Annotated in this window: 13 protein-coding genes; 12 read left to right on the top strand and 1 reads right to left on the bottom strand. The window is 68.5% G+C overall.

Annotation, left to right across the window (positions count from 1 at the left end; genetic code table 11):
• The first annotated feature begins 169 nt into the window (after positions 1 to 169).
• The 12 genes from typA (at position 170) to ACFVXG_RS06665 (ending at position 15,457) form a co-directional block, all read left to right on the top strand.
• The gene (gene typA, locus ACFVXG_RS06720; protein ID WP_387924997.1) at positions 170 to 2,038 is read left to right on the top strand and encodes a translational GTPase TypA; all 1,869 of its coding nucleotides are present in this window, start codon (positions 170 to 172) and stop codon (positions 2,036 to 2,038) included.
• Positions 2,039 to 2,469: 431 nt separating this feature from the next.
• On the top strand, positions 2,470 to 4,113 hold the full coding sequence (locus tag ACFVXG_RS06715) for an ABC transporter substrate-binding protein (protein WP_387924996.1): 1,644 nt from the start codon (positions 2,470 to 2,472) through the stop codon (positions 4,111 to 4,113).
• Between the two features lie 140 nt (positions 4,114 to 4,253).
• Positions 4,254 to 5,180 carry an ABC transporter permease gene (locus tag ACFVXG_RS06710; protein WP_387924994.1) on the top strand — a complete coding sequence of 309 codons (927 nt, stop codon included), beginning with the start codon at positions 4,254 to 4,256 and terminating at the stop codon, positions 5,178 to 5,180.
• Complete coding sequence (locus ACFVXG_RS06705; RefSeq protein ID WP_387924993.1) at positions 5,173 to 6,114, top strand: ABC transporter permease; 942 nt, start codon at positions 5,173 to 5,175, stop codon at positions 6,112 to 6,114. Before ACFVXG_RS06710 ends, ACFVXG_RS06705 begins: the two co-directional genes overlap by 8 nt.
• 19 nt (positions 6,115 to 6,133) lie before the next feature.
• On the top strand, positions 6,134 to 7,183 hold the full coding sequence (locus tag ACFVXG_RS06700; RefSeq protein ID WP_387924991.1) for an ABC transporter ATP-binding protein: 1,050 nt from the start codon (positions 6,134 to 6,136) through the stop codon (positions 7,181 to 7,183).
• The gene (locus tag ACFVXG_RS06695) at positions 7,176 to 8,192 is read left to right on the top strand and encodes an ABC transporter ATP-binding protein (protein ID WP_387924989.1); all 1,017 of its coding nucleotides are present in this window, start codon (positions 7,176 to 7,178) and stop codon (positions 8,190 to 8,192) included. The genes ACFVXG_RS06700 and ACFVXG_RS06695 overlap by 8 nt, the downstream gene beginning before the upstream one ends.
• A gap of 212 nt (positions 8,193 to 8,404) precedes the next feature.
• Positions 8,405 to 10,030 carry an ABC transporter substrate-binding protein gene (locus tag ACFVXG_RS06690; protein WP_387924987.1) on the top strand — a complete coding sequence of 542 codons (1,626 nt, stop codon included), beginning with the start codon at positions 8,405 to 8,407 and terminating at the stop codon, positions 10,028 to 10,030.
• A gap of 99 nt (positions 10,031 to 10,129) precedes the next feature.
• The gene (locus ACFVXG_RS06685) at positions 10,130 to 11,056 is read left to right on the top strand and encodes an ABC transporter permease (RefSeq protein WP_387924985.1); all 927 of its coding nucleotides are present in this window, start codon (positions 10,130 to 10,132) and stop codon (positions 11,054 to 11,056) included.
• A gap of 76 nt (positions 11,057 to 11,132) precedes the next feature.
• Complete coding sequence (locus ACFVXG_RS06680; RefSeq protein ID WP_387925742.1) at positions 11,133 to 12,047, top strand: ABC transporter permease; 915 nt, start codon at positions 11,133 to 11,135, stop codon at positions 12,045 to 12,047.
• Between the two features lie 16 nt (positions 12,048 to 12,063).
• Entirely contained in the window at positions 12,064 to 13,116 is a 1,053-nt protein-coding gene (locus ACFVXG_RS06675; protein ID WP_387924983.1) for an ABC transporter ATP-binding protein, read from the top strand.
• A gap of 13 nt (positions 13,117 to 13,129) precedes the next feature.
• Positions 13,130 to 14,254, top strand: a complete 1,125-nt coding sequence (locus ACFVXG_RS06670; protein WP_387925740.1) for an ABC transporter ATP-binding protein — start codon at positions 13,130 to 13,132, stop codon at positions 14,252 to 14,254.
• A gap of 153 nt (positions 14,255 to 14,407) precedes the next feature.
• Complete coding sequence (locus ACFVXG_RS06665; protein ID WP_387924981.1) at positions 14,408 to 15,457, top strand: ABC transporter ATP-binding protein; 1,050 nt, start codon at positions 14,408 to 14,410, stop codon at positions 15,455 to 15,457.
• Positions 15,458 to 15,495: 38 nt separating this feature from the next.
• On the opposite strand, the gene ACFVXG_RS06660 is transcribed toward ACFVXG_RS06665, so the two are convergent.
• Complete coding sequence (locus ACFVXG_RS06660) at positions 15,496 to 17,217, bottom strand: ABC transporter family substrate-binding protein (RefSeq protein ID WP_387924979.1); 1,722 nt, start codon at positions 17,215 to 17,217, stop codon at positions 15,496 to 15,498.
• Position 17,218: the final 1 nt, after the last annotated feature.

The following is a 17,218-nucleotide window of genomic DNA, read 5'->3' as shown; positions in this document are numbered from 1 at the left end:
CCCTGTCGGGCGCTTCCCCGTACCATAGGGAAAAGCCGAGGCATGTCCAGATGCCCGGCGGGTGGACCGGTAGTAGCAGGCGGAACGGGTGGCGCGGCCGAAGGGCCGCCGGTGCGCGTCTCGCGGCCGGGCCCGCCGTAACCCACGATTCCGGGAGAATCCGCTAGGCATGCCCACGCGCAACGATATTCGTAACGTCGCCATCGTCGCCCACGTCGACCACGGCAAGACCACGCTGGTCGACGCCATGCTGAAGCAGGCCGGCGCCTTCGCCGCCCACCAGCACCTCGACGACCGCATGATGGACTCGAACGACCTGGAGCGCGAGAAGGGCATCACCATTCTCGCGAAGAACACGGCCGTCAAGTACCACCCCAAGGAGGGTGGCGCGCCGGTCACGATCAACATCATCGACACCCCGGGCCACGCCGACTTCGGTGGCGAGGTCGAGCGCGGCCTGTCGATGGTCGACGCGGTCGTGCTGCTGGTCGACGCCTCCGAGGGTCCGCTGCCGCAGACCCGCTTCGTGCTGCGCAAGGCGCTGACGGCCAAGCTGCCGGTCATCCTGTGCATCAACAAGACCGACCGTGCGGACTCCCGGATCGACGAGGTCATCAACGAGACCTACGACCTCTTCCTGGACCTCGACGCCACCGAGGACCAGATCGAGTTCCCGATCGTCTACGCCTGTGCGCGTGACGGCGTCGCCTCGATGACCAAGCCGGAGAACGGCACCGTGCCGGCCGACAGCGACTCGCTGGAGCCGTTCTTCTCCACCATCCTGGCGCACGTCCCGGCCCCGACCTACGACGAGGACGCTCCGCTCCAGGCGCACGTCACCAACCTGGACGCCGACAACTTCCTCGGCCGCATCGCGCTCTGCCGCGTCGAGCAGGGCGAGCTGCGCAAGGGCCAGCAGGTCGCGTGGATGAAGCGGGACGGCTCGGTTCAGCAGGTCAAGATCACCGAGCTGCTGATGACCGAGGCGCTCACCCGCAAGCCGGCCGAGGTGGCCGGCCCCGGCGACATCTGCGCCGTCGCGGGCATCCCGGAGATCATGATCGGTGAGACCCTGGCCGACCTGGAGAACCCGGTCGCGCTGCCGCTCATCACGGTGGACGAGCCGGCCATCTCGATGGTCATCGGCACCAACACCTCGCCGCTGGTCGGCAAGGGCGGCAAGGGCCACAAGGTCACCGCCCGCATGGTGAAGGACCGCCTGGACCGCGAGCTGATCGGTAACGTCTCGCTCCGCGTGCTGCCGACCGAGCGTCCGGACGCCTGGGAGGTCCAGGGCCGTGGCGAGCTGGCGCTGGCCATCCTGGTCGAGACCATGCGCCGGGAGCTGTTCGAGCTGACCGTCGGCAAGCCGCAGGTCGTCACCAAGGTCATCAACGGCAAGACCCACGAGCCGGTCGAGCGGATGACCATCGACAGCCCCGAGGAGTACCTCGGCGCGATCACCCAGCTGATGGCGACCCGCAAGGGCCGCATGGAGACCATGACGAACCACGGCTCCGGCTGGGTCCGCATGGAGTTCATCGTCCCGTCGCGTGGTCTGATCGGCTTCCGGACCCAGTTCCTGACCGACACCCGCGGTACGGGTATCGCGCACAGCATCTTCGAGGGCCACGAGCCGTGGTTCGGCGAGCTGCGGATGCGCAACAACGGTTCGCTGGTGGCGGACCGCGCGGGCGTCGTGACGCCGTTCGCGATGATGGGCATCCAGGAGCGCGGCACGCTGTTCGTCGAGCCCACCACCGAGGTGTACGAGGGCATGATCGTCGGCGAGAACTCGCGCCAGGACGACATGGACATCAACATCACCAAGGAGAAGAAGCTCACCAACATGCGTGCGGCCTCCTCCGACACCACGGAGAACCTGGTCCCGCCGCGCAAGCTCTCGCTGGAGCAGTCGCTGGAGTTCTGCCGCGAGGACGAGTGCATCGAGGTGACCCCGGAGACGGTTCGCATCCGTAAGGTCGTGCTGGACCAGAAGGACCGCGGACGTACCGCCTCGCGCGCCAAGAAGGCGTGATCCGGACGGCTTGATCGGCCTTTGGCCGGAATGCTTCGCCCCCCTTTCCGATGGAGAGGGGGGCGAACTTTTTCAACTACTCCAAGTTGTCGCGGCCGCTATTAACGGAATAGCGCTCATCACACCCAGGTGTCCGCTGAGCGAACGTGACAGTTCGTCATCCGTGACGACTGTCCGTTTGGTGCCTGTCTGGCTATGTCTCAAATGTCCGGTTTTCGAAACTTACCGACTGTTCATGTGACCTAATTGAGATCGTCACTGGTCACTTTCGTGTCCGTGCGTGACGGATAGTGGGTGCAGTCAGGCTCGGGTCAAGGGTGAACGCGCAGGGGTGCGCGCCGAAACCACGAGCGCGGACGGCATTGCGAGTCCGGTGAGAACCGTTCCGTGGTGCCCTCCTCGTTGCAACGTCGAATTCAGGAGGCACACCGATGCGTGGTGTGAGCCAGGCCAAGTGGGTTGTCGCAGCCGTCGCTGTCGCGCTCGCCGCGACTGCTTGTAGCAGCAGTGGCAGCGATTCCTCCGGCGGGAGCTCGGACAGTGCCGCGGTCGACCCCGCGGGCGTCTTCAGCTTCCAGAGCGCGGAGCCGCAGCGCCCGCTGCAGCCGGCCAACGCCATGGAGAACCAGGGCGGCCGCATCGTCAAGCAGCTCTTCACGGGCCTCGTCGACTACGACCCCGCGACCGGGGCGCTGCGCAACCAGGTGGCCGACAAGATCGAGACCACCGACGCCAAGAACTACACCGTCACGCTGAAGTCCGGCTGGACCTTCCACGACGGCACCCCGGTGACCTCCAAGTCCTTCGTGGACTCCTGGAACTGGTCCGCCAACCCGGCCAACAACCAGATCAACTCGGACTGGTTCTCGGACATCGTCGGCTACGACGCCGTCCACCCGGACAAGGGTGACCCGACCGCCAAGGAGATGGCCGGTCTCAAGGTCGTCGACGACACCCACTTCACCATCGAGCTGACCCAGCCCGTCTCGTACTTCACGTACAAGCTCGGCTACTCGGCCTTCTTCCCGCTCCCCACCGGGTTCTTCGCGGACCCGAAGGGCTACGGCGAGAAGCCGGTCGGCAACGGCCCGTACCAGTTCGTGTCGTGGGACCACCAGAAGGCCATCACGCTGAAGGCCTACGACAAGTACACCGGCACCAACAAGGCGAAGAACGGCGGGATCGTCTTCCGCGCGTACACCGCGCCCGAGGCCGCGTACAAGGACCTGATGTCCGACACCCTGGACGTCCTGGACCAGGTCGACTCGACCGACCTCCCGAAGTACAAGGACGACCTGGGCAAGCGCGCGATCGACCAGGCCCAGGGCGCGATCCAGAACATCTCCTTCGCCATGTACCAGCCGGAGTGGGCGGGCGTGGACAAGGCGAAGGTCCGTCAGGGCCTGTCGATGGCGATCGACCGTGACACCATCACCAAGACGGTCCTGAACAACAGCCGCCAGCCCGCCGACTCGTTCGTGGCGCCGGGCGTCATGGGCTACAAGGCGGGCACCTGCGGCGACGCCTGCAAGTTCGACCCCGCCAAGGCCAAGCAGCTCATCACCGAGGGCGGCGGCGTCCCCGGCGGCAAGATCACCATCCTGTACAACTCCGATGGTGGCCACAAGGAGTGGGTGGACGCGGTCTGCAACTCGATCCGCCAGGCGACCGGCGTCGAGTGCCTCGGTGACCCGAAGCCGGACTTCAAGACCTCTCGTGACCTCATCACGAAGAAGCAGGTCTCCAGCATGATGCGTACCGGCTGGGTGCAGGACTACCCGCTGAACGCGAACTTCCTGCGTGACGTCTACGGCACCGGTGCCGCCGCGAACGACGCCGGCTACTCGAGCCCCGAGTTCGACAACCTGGCGAAGCAGGCGGACGCCGCCACCACGGTCGAGAAGACCGCGGACCTGTACCAGCAGGCCGAGGCCGTTCTGGCCAAGGACATGCCGGCGATCCCGCTCTGGTACTACAAGACCAACTCGGGCTACTCGAACAACGTCCAGAACGTGAAGTTCAACTCCTTCGGCGACCCGGTCTACACCGACGTCGAGGTCAAGAAGAAGAAGTAATCGGTCGGCACCGCCTGACCCGGTGACAACGGCCGGTGCCCGCCCCATCCCCACAAGGGCGGGGCCGGCACCGGCCGTTGGCACGCCGACTTATCTCTTGCCGGGTTGACGGGCCCGGCAGAGTCATACATGGAGGCACGATGGGGCGCTTTGTCGCGAGGCGACTGCTCCAGATGATCCCGGTGTTCCTCGGAACCACCGCACTCATCTTTTTCATGGTGCACTTGCTGCCCGGTGACCCGGTGGCAGCACTGTGGGGCGACAAGGCGCCGGACCCGGTGCAGCTCGCCGCCCTGAAGCACCAGCAGGGACTCGACAAGCCGCTGGTACAGCAGTACCTCTCCTACATGGGGAACCTGCTCACCGGCGACTTCGGCACCTCCCTGGACGGCCGACCGGTGCTCGACAAGATCACCGAGGCGCTGCCGGTCACGATCCGGCTGGCGCTGTTCGCGTTCGGCATCGAGATCGTCCTCGGCATCGGCATCGGCCTGTTCGCCGGTCTGCGCCGCGGCAAGGCGTTCGACAAGGGCGCGCTGGTCCTCACCCTGCTGCTGATCTCGATCCCGGTCCCGGTGCTCGGCTTCGTCTTCCAGACGATCTTCGGGCAGAACCTCAAGTGGGTCACCCCGACCGTGCAGGACAGCAACGACATCACCCAGCTGGTGCTGCCGGCCGTCGTGCTCGGCTCGCTGTCGCTGGCCTACGTCGCGCGTCTCACCCGTACCTCCATAGCCGAGAACATCAAGGCCGACTACGTCCGCACCGCGGTGGCCAAGGGCCTGCCGCGCCGGAAGGTCATCGGCACCCACCTGCTGCGCAACTCGATGATCCCGGTGGTCACCTTCCTCGGTACCGACCTGGGCGCCCTGATGGGTGGCGCGATCGTCACCGAAGGCATCTTCAACGTCAAGGGTGTCGGCAACGCGCTCTACCACGCCATCAACATGAAGGAAGGCGCGACCGTCTCCGGCTTCGTCGCCTTCCTGGTGCTCGTGTACCTGGCCGCCGGCCTGATCGTCGACCTGCTTTACGCGGTCCTGGACCCGAGGATCCGTTATGCCTGACCTGACCGAGAAGAAGACGGCCGGCAAGATCCCGGCCCAGGCCACCGTCGAGGCGGCCGCCAAGCCCGAGAAGGCCCGCAGCCTCGGCTCCGACGCCTGGCACGACCTGCGGCGCAAGCCGATCTTCGTGATCTCCGCGCTGCTCATCCTGCTGCTGATCGTGATCGCGATCGCCCCGGGCCTGTTCACCTCGGTGGACCCGCGCGCCGGCGACCTGCGCAACCACTACCTGACGAAGCCGGCGTACGACCACTTCTTCGAGGCGGACTGGTTCGGTTACGACCTCCAGGGCCGCAGCATCTACGCCCGCGTCGTCTACGGCGCCCGCGCCTCGGTCGTGGTCGGCATCTGCGTCACCCTCGGTGTGACCATCCTCGGTGGCATCACCGGCATGCTGGCCGGCTACTTCGGCGGCTGGATCGACACGATCATCTCCCGCTTCACCGACATCTTCTTCGGCATCCCGCTGCTGCTCGGCTCGCTGGTGATCCTGAACGCCTTCACCTCGCGCACGATCTGGAGCGTGGTCTTCGCGCTCGTCGCCCTGGGCTGGACCCAGATGACCCGTGTCATGCGCGGTTCGGTGATCACGATCAAGCAAGCCGACTTCGTGACCGCGGCCAAGGCGCTCGGCGCCGGGACCACCCGGATCATGTTCAAGCACATCCTGCCGAACGCGATCGCCCCGGTGATCGTCGTCGCGACCATCGCCCTCGGCGGTTACATCGCGACCGAGGCCACGCTGAGCTTCCTCGGCATCGGCCTGCAGGACCCGACCATCTCCTGGGGCATCGACATCAACTCGGCCCAGAAGGTGATCCGGACGGCGCCGTTCGCGCTGTTCTTCCCGGCAGGCATGCTGAGCATCACCGTGCTGGCCTTCATCATGCTCGGCGACGCGGTGCGCGACGCCCTCGACCCGAAGCTCCGCTGAGAGAAGAGGTGACGACCCGATGACCACCGTGATCGAGAACAGCCAGAAGAGCGACCGTCTCGAAGTCGGAACCCCGCTCCTGGAGGTCAAGGACCTCCACGTGGAGTTCCACACCCGGGACGGGATCGCCAAGGCCGTCAACGGAGTCAACTACTCCGTCGCGGCCGGCGAGACCCTCGCCGTGCTCGGCGAGTCCGGCTCCGGCAAGTCCGTGACGGCGCAGACCATCATGGGCATCCTGGACATGCCCCCGGGCAAGGTGACCCAGGGCGAGATCCTGTACCGCGGCCAGGACATGCTCAAGATGAGCAACGAGGACCGGCGCAAGATCCGCGGCCGGAAGATCGCGATGATCTTCCAGGACGCGCTCTCGGCGCTCAACCCCGTGCTCAGCGTGGGCTACCAGCTCGGCGAGATGTACCGGGTGCACCAGGGTGCCTCCAAGGCCGAGGCCAAGGCCAAGGCCATCGAGCTGATGGACCGGGTGCGCATCCCCGCCGCCAAGGAGCGGGTGAACGACTACCCGCACCAGTTCTCCGGCGGTATGCGCCAGCGCATCATGATCGCCATGGCGCTGTCGCTGCAGCCCGACCTGATCATCGCCGACGAGCCCACCACCGCCCTGGACGTCACCGTCCAGGCCCAGGTGATGGACCTGCTGGCGGAGCTCCAGGCCGAGTACAACATGGGCCTGATCCTGATCACCCACGACCTCGGCGTGGTCGCCGACGTCGCGGACAAGATCGCCGTGATGTACGCGGGCCGGATCGTCGAGACCGCCCCGGTGCACGACCTGTACGCGAACCCCGCGCACCCGTACACCAAGGGCCTGCTCCGCTCGATCCCGCGCCTGGACCAGAAGGGCCAGGAGCTGTACGCGATCAAGGGCCTGCCCCCGAACCTGCTGAAGGTTCCGGCCGGCTGCGCGTTCAACCCCCGCTGCGACGTCGCCACGGACCTCTGCCGTACGGAGATCCCGGCACTGCACCACGTGACCGACGAGGACGGCGCGGAGCTCACCGGCCGCCGCAGCGCGTGCCACCTCTGGAAGGAGACCCTCCATGGCTGAGAACATCCTGGAGGTCAAGGACCTGGTCAAGCACTACCCGCTGACCCAGGGCGTCCTGTTCAAGAAGCAGGTCGGCGCGGTCAAGGCCGTCGACGGCATCAGCTTCGACCTCAAGAAGGGCGAGACGCTCGGCATCGTCGGCGAGTCCGGCTGTGGCAAGTCCACGCTGGCCAAGGTGCTGATGAACCTGGAGCGGGCGACCTCCGGTCAGGTGCTGTTCAAGGGCGAGGACATCTCCACCCTGAGCGGTTCGGCCCTCAAGGCCGTTCGGCGCAACATCCAGATGGTGTTCCAGGACCCGTACACCTCGCTGAACCCGCGCATGACGGTCGGCGACATCATCGGTGAGCCGTTCGAGATCCACCCCGAGGTGGCGCCCAAGGGCGACCGCCGCAAGGCCGTCCAGGACCTGCTGGACGTCGTGGGTCTGAACCCGGAGTACATCAACCGGTACCCGCACCAGTTCTCCGGCGGTCAGCGCCAGCGCATCGGCATCGCCCGCGGCCTCGCGCTCAAGCCCGAGATCATCATCTGCGACGAGCCGGTCTCCGCCCTGGACGTGTCCGTCCAGGCGCAGGTGATCAACCTGCTGGAGCAGCTGCAGGGCGAGTTCGGCCTGTCGTACATGTTCATCGCGCACGACCTCTCCATCGTCCGGCACATCTCCGACCGCGTCGGCGTGATGTACCTGGGCAAGATGGTCGAGATCGGCTCCGACGAGCAGATCTACGAGAACGCCACCCACCCGTACACCCAGGCGCTGCTGTCGGCCGTGCCGGTGCCGGACCCGACGGCGCGCGAGACCCGCGAGCGGATCATCCTCAGCGGGGACATCCCCTCGCCGGCCAACCCGCCGTCCGGCTGCCGCTTCCGCACCCGGTGCTGGAAGGCGGAGGACCGCTGCGCGGAGGAGGTCCCGCTGCTGGCGATCCCGACCACGCTGGAGGGCCCGGCCGCCCACGAGTCGGCCTGCCACTTCGCCGAGGTCCGGGAGTCGGCCGCGGCCTGACGTCCCGTACGCACCAGGAAGGGTCCGCGGCTCCGGCCGCGGGCCCTTCCGGCGTTCCCGGCGCGGGGTGGATCCGGTGCCGCGCGGATCCGGCGCCGCGTCAACTCCGAAGGGGGGGCACGGCACCCGTCCGGGTGCACCCGGCTCGCGCCGTCGCCGGGGCGAGCTTCTCATGGGGTGTGATGCGACACACACCCTGAGGAGGGACCTCCATGCCCGTAGCCGCCCGTGCTCGCCTGGTCCTCGCCGCTGCGTCGTCCGTGGTCCTGGTGGCCACCGGGTGCAGCAGCAGCGGGGGAGGCGGTGGCAGCAGCTCGTCGGACGCCAGCAAGACCTTCAGCTACCAGAGCAACGAGCCGCAGAACCCGCTGCAGCCCGCCAACGCCAACGAGGTGGGCGGCGGTCGCATCATCCAGAACCTGTTCAAGGGGCTGGTGGACTACGACCCGAGCACCGCGAAGATCCGGATGCAGGTCGCGGACAAGATCGACACCAGCGACTCGCAGACCTTCACCGTCACGCTGAAGGACGGCTGGAAGTTCCACGACGGCACCCCGGTGCACGCCAAGAACTTCGTGGACGCCTGGAACTGGGGTGCCAACCCGGCCAACGCCCAGATCAACAGCTCCTGGTTCTCCGACATCGAGGGCTACCAGGACGTCCACCCGGCCACCGGCAAGGGCACCACGGACAAGATGTCCGGCCTGACCGTCACCGACGACCTGCACTTCACCGTCAAGCTGAGCCACAAGGTCTCGTACTTCGAGTACAAGCTCGGCTACATCGCCTTCTCGCCGCTGCCGGACGGCTTCTTCAAGGACCCGGCCGGGTACGGGCAGAAGCCGGTGGGCAACGGCCCGTACCAGTTCGTCAGTTGGTCGCACAACACCGAGGTGGTCACCAAGTCCTTCGCGGACTACCAGGGCGTGGACAAGCCGAAGAACGGCGGCATCGTCTTCAAGATGTACACCACGTCCGAGGCCGCCTACGCGGACCTCCAGTCCAGCAACCTCGACGTGATGGACCAGGTGCCGCCGTCCGCACTGGCGAACTACAAGAACGACCTGGGCGACCGGGCGATCGACGCCCCGCAGGGCGCGATCCAGAACATCGGCTTCACGCTCTACCAGGCCGACTGGTCCTCGCCGGACAAGGCCAAGGTGCGCCAGGGCCTGTCGATGGCGATCGACCGCGACATCATCACCAAGACCGTGCTGCAGGGCTCCCGCAAGCCGGCCACCGCCTGGGTCGCCGAGGGCGTCGAGGGCTACAAGGACGGCGCCTGCGGCGACTTCTGCAAGTTCGACGCGGCCAAGGCCAAGCAGCTGATCCAGGAGGGCGGCGGCGTCCCCGGCAACAAGCTGCTGATCACCTACAACGCGGACGGCGGCCACAAGGAGTGGGTCGACGCCGTCTGCAACTCGATCCGGCAGAGCACCGGCGTGGACTGCCTGGGCGACCCGAAGCCCGACTTCAAGACCGCCCGCGCGGCCATCACCGCGCACCAGCTCAACGGCGCCTTCCGCACCGGCTGGGTGCAGGACTACCCGCTGAACGCCAACTTCCTGTCCGACGTCTACCGCACCGGTGCGGCCTCCAACGACTTCGGCTACAGCAACCCGCAGTTCGACGACGCCGCCACCAAGGCCGACGAGGCCGCCAGCGTCGCCGACACGGTGACCGGCTACCAGGCGGCCGAGGCGGTGCTGCCGAGCGGCATGCCGGCCATCCCGCTCTGGTACTACCGCACCAACTCGGGCTACTCGACCAAGGTGCAGAACGTGAAGTTCGACTCCTTCGGCAACCCGGCCTGGACCCAGGTCGAGGTCAAGGGCTGATCCGCCCCCCACGCCGGCCCCGCCCTCCCCGCACGGAGGGCGGGGCCCGGTCCTCTCGGCCGGTCGCCCCGGTCGGTCCTGCCCTGGAAGGAGGCTCGGATGGGCAGTTACGTGCTGCGGCGGGTGCTGCAGATGATCCCGGTGTTCTTCGGCACCACGCTGCTGATCTTCCTGATGGTCTACACGCTGCCCGGTGACCCGGTGACGGCGCTGTTCGGGGAGAAGGCGGCCGACCCGGCCGTGGTGGCCAGCATCAAGCACAAGTACTTCCTCGACCAGCCGGTCTGGAAGCAGTACCTGCACTACATGGCGAACCTGTTCCAGGGCGACTTCGGCACCAGCTTCACCGGCCGTCCGGTCTCCGACATCATGGCCGGGGCCTTCCCGGTCACCATCCGGCTCGCGCTGCTGGCCTTCGTGTTCGAGCTGGTGCTCGGCCTCGCCCTCGGCCTGGTCTCCGGCCTGTGGCGCGGCAGCATCGCGGACACCCTGGTGCTGGTGCTGACCCTGGTGGTGATCTCGATCCCGGTCTTCGTGCTGGCGTACATCGCGCAGACGGTCTTCGCCACCAATCTGGGCTGGGTCACCCCGACCGTGCAGGACAGCTACGACCTCTCCCAACTCGTCCTGCCCGCCGTGGTGCTGGGCTCGCTGTCGCTCGCCTACGTGGCCCGGCTGACCCGGACCTCGATCGGCGAGAACCTGCGGGCCGACTACATGCGCACCGCCGTCGCCAAGGGCCTGCCCCGGCGCACCATCATCCTGCGCCACCTGCTGCGCAACTCGCTGATCCCGGTGGTCACCTTCCTCGGCACCGACCTGGGCGCGCTGATGGGCGGCGCGATCGTCACCGAGGGCATCTTCAACGTGCAGGGCATCGGCAACGTCCTGTACCGGGCGATCAACACGAAGGAAGGCCCCACCGTGGTCGGCATCGTGACCGTCCTGGTGATCGTCTACCTGGTCGCCAGCCTGCTCGTCGACCTGCTCTACGCGGTCCTGGACCCGAGGATCCGCTATGCCTGACATCCACGACGAGGACTCGACGAAGCCGCACCCCAAGCCCGGCGTCTCGCGCCTGGACTACGCGGGCGAACAGGGCATGGCGGTCGAGCAGGAGACCCTGGTCGAACCCGACGTGGCGAAGCGCGAGGAGGCCCGCAGCCTCTGGGGCGACGCCTGGCGGGACCTGCGCCGGCGGCCGATCTTCCTGATCTCGGCGGTGCTGATCCTGCTGCTGGTGGTGATGGCGGTCTTCCCGTACGCCTTCACCGACGCCGACCCGCGCAAGGCCGACCTGGTGAACGACTACCTGCGCCGGCCGGACTGGGGCGACGTCTTCGGGGTCAGCTGGTTCGGCTACGACGCCCAGGGCCGCTCCATCTTCGCCCGGGTCATCTACGGCGCCCGCGCCTCGATCACCGTCGGCGTCTTCGTGACCGCCGCGGTCACCGTGCTCGGCGGGCTGACCGGCATGGTCGCCGGCTACTTCGGCGGCGCCGTGGACGCGGTGATCTCCCGGATCATCGACATCTTCTTCGGCATCCCGCTGCTGCTCGGCGCCCTGGTGCTGCTGAACGCCTTCGCCACCCGCACGGTGTGGAGCGTGGTCATCGCCCTCGGCGTGCTCGGCTGGACCCAGATCGCCCGCGTCATGCGCGGCGCGGTGCTGACCGTCAAACAGGCCGACTACGTGGTGGCGGGCCGGGCGCTCGGCGCCGGCACCGGGCGGCTGATGTTCCGGCACATCCTGCCGAACGCGATCGCCCCGGTGATCGTCGTCGCCACCATCGCGCTCGGCGGCTACATCGCCGCCGAGGCCACGCTGAGCTTCCTCGGCATCGGTCTGCAGGACCCGACCATCTCCTGGGGCATCGACATCTCCTCCGCCCAGAAGGTGATCCGCACGGCGCCGTACGTGCTGTTCTTCCCGGCCGCGGCGCTCTCCGTCACCGTGCTGGCCTTCATCATGCTGGGCGACGCGGTGCGCGACGCCCTCGACCCGAAGCTTCGCTGAGCGAGGGGAGCGCATCGTGAGTACTGCGGTGGACACCACCGGGCAGGACCGGAAGACGCCCTACGAGGGGCCGCTGCTCGACGTACGGGACCTGCACGTCGAGTTCGTCACCCGGGACGGCGTCGCCAAGGCCGTCAACGGGGTCGACTACAGCGTCCGGGCCGGGGAGACGCTGGCGGTGCTGGGCGAGTCCGGCTCCGGGAAGTCGGTGACCGCCCAGGCGATCATGGGCATCCTGGACATGCCGCCGGCCCGGATCCCGCGCGGGGAGATCCGCTTCCGCGGCCAGGACATGCTCAAGATGGGCAAGGAGGAGCGGCGCAGGATCCGCGGCCGGAAGATCGCGATGATCTTCCAGGACGCGCTCTCCGCCCTCAACCCGGTGCTCAGCGTGGGCTACCAGCTCGGCGAGATGTTCCGGGCGCACCAGGGCACCTCCCGCGCCGAGGCGAAGGCCAAGGCCGTCGAACTGATGGAACGGGTGCGCATCCCCGCCGCCAAGCAGCGGGTGAACGACTACCCCCACCAGTTCTCCGGCGGCATGCGCCAGCGCATCATGATCGCCATGGCGCTGGCCCTGGAACCGGACCTGATCATCGCCGACGAGCCCACCACCGCCCTGGACGTGACAGTGCAGGCCCAGGTGATGGACCTGCTCGCGGAACTCCAGGCCGAGTACCACATGGGGCTCATCCTGATCACCCACGACCTCGGCGTGGTCGCCGACGTCGCGGACAAGATCGCGGTGATGTACGCGGGCCGGATCGTCGAGACGGCGCCCGTGCACGAGCTGTACGCCCGGCCCGCGCACCCGTACACCCGCGGCCTGCTGGACTCCATCCCCCGGCTGGACCAGAAGGGCCAGGAGCTCTACGCCATCAAGGGCCTGCCGCCCAACCTGCTGCGGATCCCCCCGGGCTGCGCCTTCAACCCGCGCTGCCCCCGGGCGCAGGACGTCTGCCGGGCCGAGGTGCCGGAGCTGTTCCCGGTCGCCGAGGACGACGGCACCCCGCTGGAGGGGCGCGGCAGCGCCTGCTTCTTCTGGAAGGAGACCCTCCATGACCGGTGACGGGGCCAGCGCGATGGGCGTGGTGGTGCCGGAGGAGGTCGCCTTCGAGCGGCCGGTGCCGCGCGGCGAGCCGATCCTGGAGGTCCGGGACCTGGTCAAGCACTTCCCGCTGACCAAGGGCGTGCTGTTCCGGAAGCAGGTCGGCGCGGTCAAGGCGGTGGACGGGGTCAGCTTCGACCTGATGCAGGGCGAGACGCTCGGCATCGTCGGCGAGTCCGGCTGCGGGAAGTCCACGCTGGCCAAGGTGCTGATGAACCTGGAGCCGGCCACCGGAGGGTCCGTCCGCTACAAGGGGGAGGAGATCTCCCGGCTGTCCGGGGCCGCGCTGAAGGCCGTCCGGCGCAACATCCAGATGGTCTTCCAGGACCCGTACACCTCGCTGAACCCGCGGATGACGGTCGGCGACATCATCGGCGAGCCGTACGAGATCCACCCCGAGGTGGCGCCCAAGGGCGACCGCCGCAAGGCCGTCCAGGACCTGCTGGACGTGGTCGGGCTCAACCCGGAGTACATCAACCGGTACCCGCACCAGTTCTCCGGCGGCCAGCGCCAACGCATCGGCATCGCCCGGGGGTTGGCGCTCAAGCCGGAGATCATCATCTGCGACGAGCCGGTCTCCGCGCTGGACGTGTCCGTCCAGGCGCAGGTGATCAACCTGCTGGCGCAGCTGCAGGGCGAGTTCAACCTGTCGTACATGTTCATCGCCCACGACCTCTCCATCGTCCGGCACATCTCGGACCGGGTGGGGGTGATGTACCTCGGGAAGATGGTCGAGCTCGGCAGCGACCTGGAGATCTACGACCACGCCACCCACCCGTACACCCAGGCGCTGCTCTCCGCGGTGCCGGTGCCGGACCCGACGGCGCGCGAGACCCGGGACCGGATCGTGCTCACCGGGGACGTGCCCTCGCCGGCCAACCCGCCCTCGGGGTGCCGCTTCCGCACCCGCTGCTGGAAGGCACAGCAGCGCTGCGAGGTGGAGGTGCCGCTGCTGGCGCCGCCGACCTGGCTGGGCGGACTGGCGGTCCACGACTCGGCCTGTCATTTCGCGGCGGAGCGCGAGATCGGGCAGAGCGCGGCGGAGCGCGAGATCGGGCAGAGCGCGGCGGAGCGGGGGCCCGAGCAGGGTACGGACTGACCCGCGCACCCCAGGGCGCGTCCTCGTACCGAGGGCGCGCCCTTCGCCGTGATGGAACCGAGATCTGCCGCGCACTCCCCAAGTGCCTCCCGTTCCTTGATAGTTGCACTGCGCCTGTCGATGGTCGCGGCTGCGCTGAGGAGGGCTGCCCGGATGGATGCGGTCGAGGTGGTCGGCGGCGGACGGGAGAACCTGGTGCCCGGGACCCCGTTGCTGGAAGTCGAGGACCTGCACATCGAGTTCCACACCCGGGACGGCGTCGCCAAGGCCGTCAACGGGGTGAGCTACTCGGTCGCGGCGGGGGAGACGCTGGCGGTGCTGGGCGAGTCCGGCTCCGGCAAGTCGGTGACGGCGCAGGCGATCATGGGCATCCTGGACGTGCCGCCCGGCCGGATCACCTCGGGGCGGATCCTGTTCCGGGGCGAGGACCTGCTGACCATGAGCCCCAGGCACCGCCGGACGGTCCGGGGCCGGCAGATCGCGATGATCTTCCAGGACGCGCTGTCCGCCCTCAACCCGGTGCTCAGCGTGGGCTACCAGCTCGGCGAGATGTTCCGGGAGCACCAGGGGCTCTCGCGGGCCGAGGCGAAGACCAAGGCCGTCGAGCTGATGGACCGGGTGCGCATCCCCGCCGCCAAGCAGCGGGTCGGCGACTACCCGCACCAGTTCTCCGGCGGCATGCGCCAGCGCATCATGATCGCCATGGCGCTCTCCCTGGAGCCCGACCTGATCATCGCCGACGAGCCCACCACCGCCCTGGACGTCACCGTCCAGGCCCAGGTGATGGACCTGCTGGCCGAGCTCCAGGCCGAGTTCAACATGGGCCTGATCCTGATCACCCACGACCTCGGCGTGGTCGCCGACGTGGCCGACAAGATCGCGGTGATGTACGCGGGCCGGATCGTCGAGACCGCCCCCGTGCACCAGCTGTACGCGCGCCCGGCCCACCCGTACACCCGGGGACTGCTGGCCTCCATCCCGCGGCTGGACCAGAAGGGCCAGGACCTGCACGCCATCAAGGGCCTGCCGCCCAGCCTGCTGCGCATCCCGGAGGGCTGCGCGTTCAACCCCCGCTGCGACCGGGTGCAGGACCGCTGCCTGACCGAACTCCCGGCGCTGGTGCCGGTGGCGGACGAGGACGGGGCCGAGCTGCCGGGCCGCCGCAGCGCCTGCCACTACTGGCGGGAGACCCTGCACGGCTGAGACCGCGCACCATGGGCCGGCCGGTCTGCGCCGGGGCGCTACTTGGTGAAGCCGACGTTCTCCCAGACGATGTCGGACAGGCCCTGGGCGCCGATGTTGGCGAGGTCGGCGCGGGCGCCGTACAGCTGGGGGCGCTGGTAGAGCGGCAGGATCCCGGCCACCTTCCAGAGCTCGCCGTCGGCCTGGTTGATCGCCTCGGAGGCGGTGCCGGCGTCGGCCGCGGCGGCCGCCTGGTCGAGCGCGGCGTCCACTGCGGAGCTGCCCGCGCCGGACCGGTTGGCGGCGCTGTTCTGGACGAAGGTGGCGCGGCTGCCGCTGGCCGGGAACGGGGTGCCGATCAGCGCGTAGACGGCGAGGTCGAAGTCGTGGCGGTAGACGTACTTGGTGAAGAACTCGCTGGGGGTGGCGGTCACCGGGGTGACCTTGATGCCGACGTCCTTGAGCATCTTCGACACGGAGGCCGTCTCGTTCTGGGCCACGTCGACCCCGGCGGGCACGACCATCCGCAGGTTCAGCTCGTGGCCGTCCTTCTTGCGCACGTCGCCGTCGACCTTCCAGCCCGCCGCGTCCAGCTTGCGGGCGGCCTCGGCCGGGTCGAAGCGGGACAGGCCCAGGGAGTTGTCGCGGTAGCCGTTCTGGTTGGCGACCAGCAGGTGGTTGTTGAGCGGGACGGCGGGCCAGTCCAGGCCGTTGAGGTCGGAGCGGATCAGGGCGTCCCGGTTGATCGCCTGGAAGACGGCCTGGCGGACGGTCGCGTCGGAGAGCAGGGAGCTGCGGGCGTTCAGGGTGAGCTGCCGGAAGTCCGGTCCGCCGGCCCGGCGCACCGCGGCGCCCTTGGTGTTCTTGATGACCTGGTAGCCGGCCAGGTCCGGGCCGCTGTTGAGGAGGTCGATCTCGCCCTTGGCGAAGGCGGTGCGGGTCGCGTCGGGCAGCAGGGCGTGGAAGACGATCCGGTCCAGCATCGGCTTGTCGCCCCACCAGGTCGGGTCGGCGACCAGGGTGACGGTCTGTGCGGCCGGGTCCAGCCGTTCGACCTTGAAGGGGCCGGCGGTGAGCGGGATGGCGTCCAGGTAGGCCGAGTTGAACAGGTCCGGGGTGGCGACCTTGCTCGCGGGCAGCAGCGGGGCGTTGGCGGCGCCGTTGAACATCGACTGCCACTCGGAGAACGGCCGGTCGAAGGTCATCACGGCCTGGAAGTCGTCCTTGCCCCGCTCGACCGAGGTGACCAGCTCGAAGCCGGAGCTGCTGGAGGGGCGGTAGGCCGGGTCCTTGCCGTTCAGGGCGTGCCAGTCGGCCTCGATGTCGCGCCAGGTGATCGGGGTGCCGTCGGACCAGTGGGCCTTGGGGTTGAGCGTCCAGATGACCACCTGGTGGCCGTCCCTGACCTCGGCGTGGGCCTCCTGGAGGTAGGCCGGGTTGACGGTCTGGGTGCCGGCCGCGTCCGAGCGGAAGAAGGTCGGCAGCAGCGGCTTGCTGACCGCGATGGTCGAGGACTCGCTGCCGTCGGTCTGGATCGGCGACCACTGGTGGGAGAACTGGGTGATCGCCAGGTTCAGGGTGCCGCCCTGGCGCAGCTGGGCGCGGTCGTGGGCGTTGATGTCGACCGAGGTCAGCTTGGGTATCCCGGTGGCGCCCGGCAGGGCGTCCGGGGCGGGGGCGTCCTGCCCGGAGGAGCAGGAGCAGAGCGCGAGGGAGAGGGTCAGGACGGTGAGACCGGCGAGCAGCGCCGTCCGGTGGTGCTGGAGGCGGCGGCGGCCCATC

It is taken from the genome of Kitasatospora sp. NPDC058162 (genome assembly GCF_042884005.1).
Classification (GTDB): Bacteria; Actinomycetota; Actinomycetes; order Streptomycetales; family Streptomycetaceae; genus Kitasatospora.
Note: the sequence above shows the minus strand (reverse complement) of the source record. Positions and strands in the feature narration are given on the sequence as shown.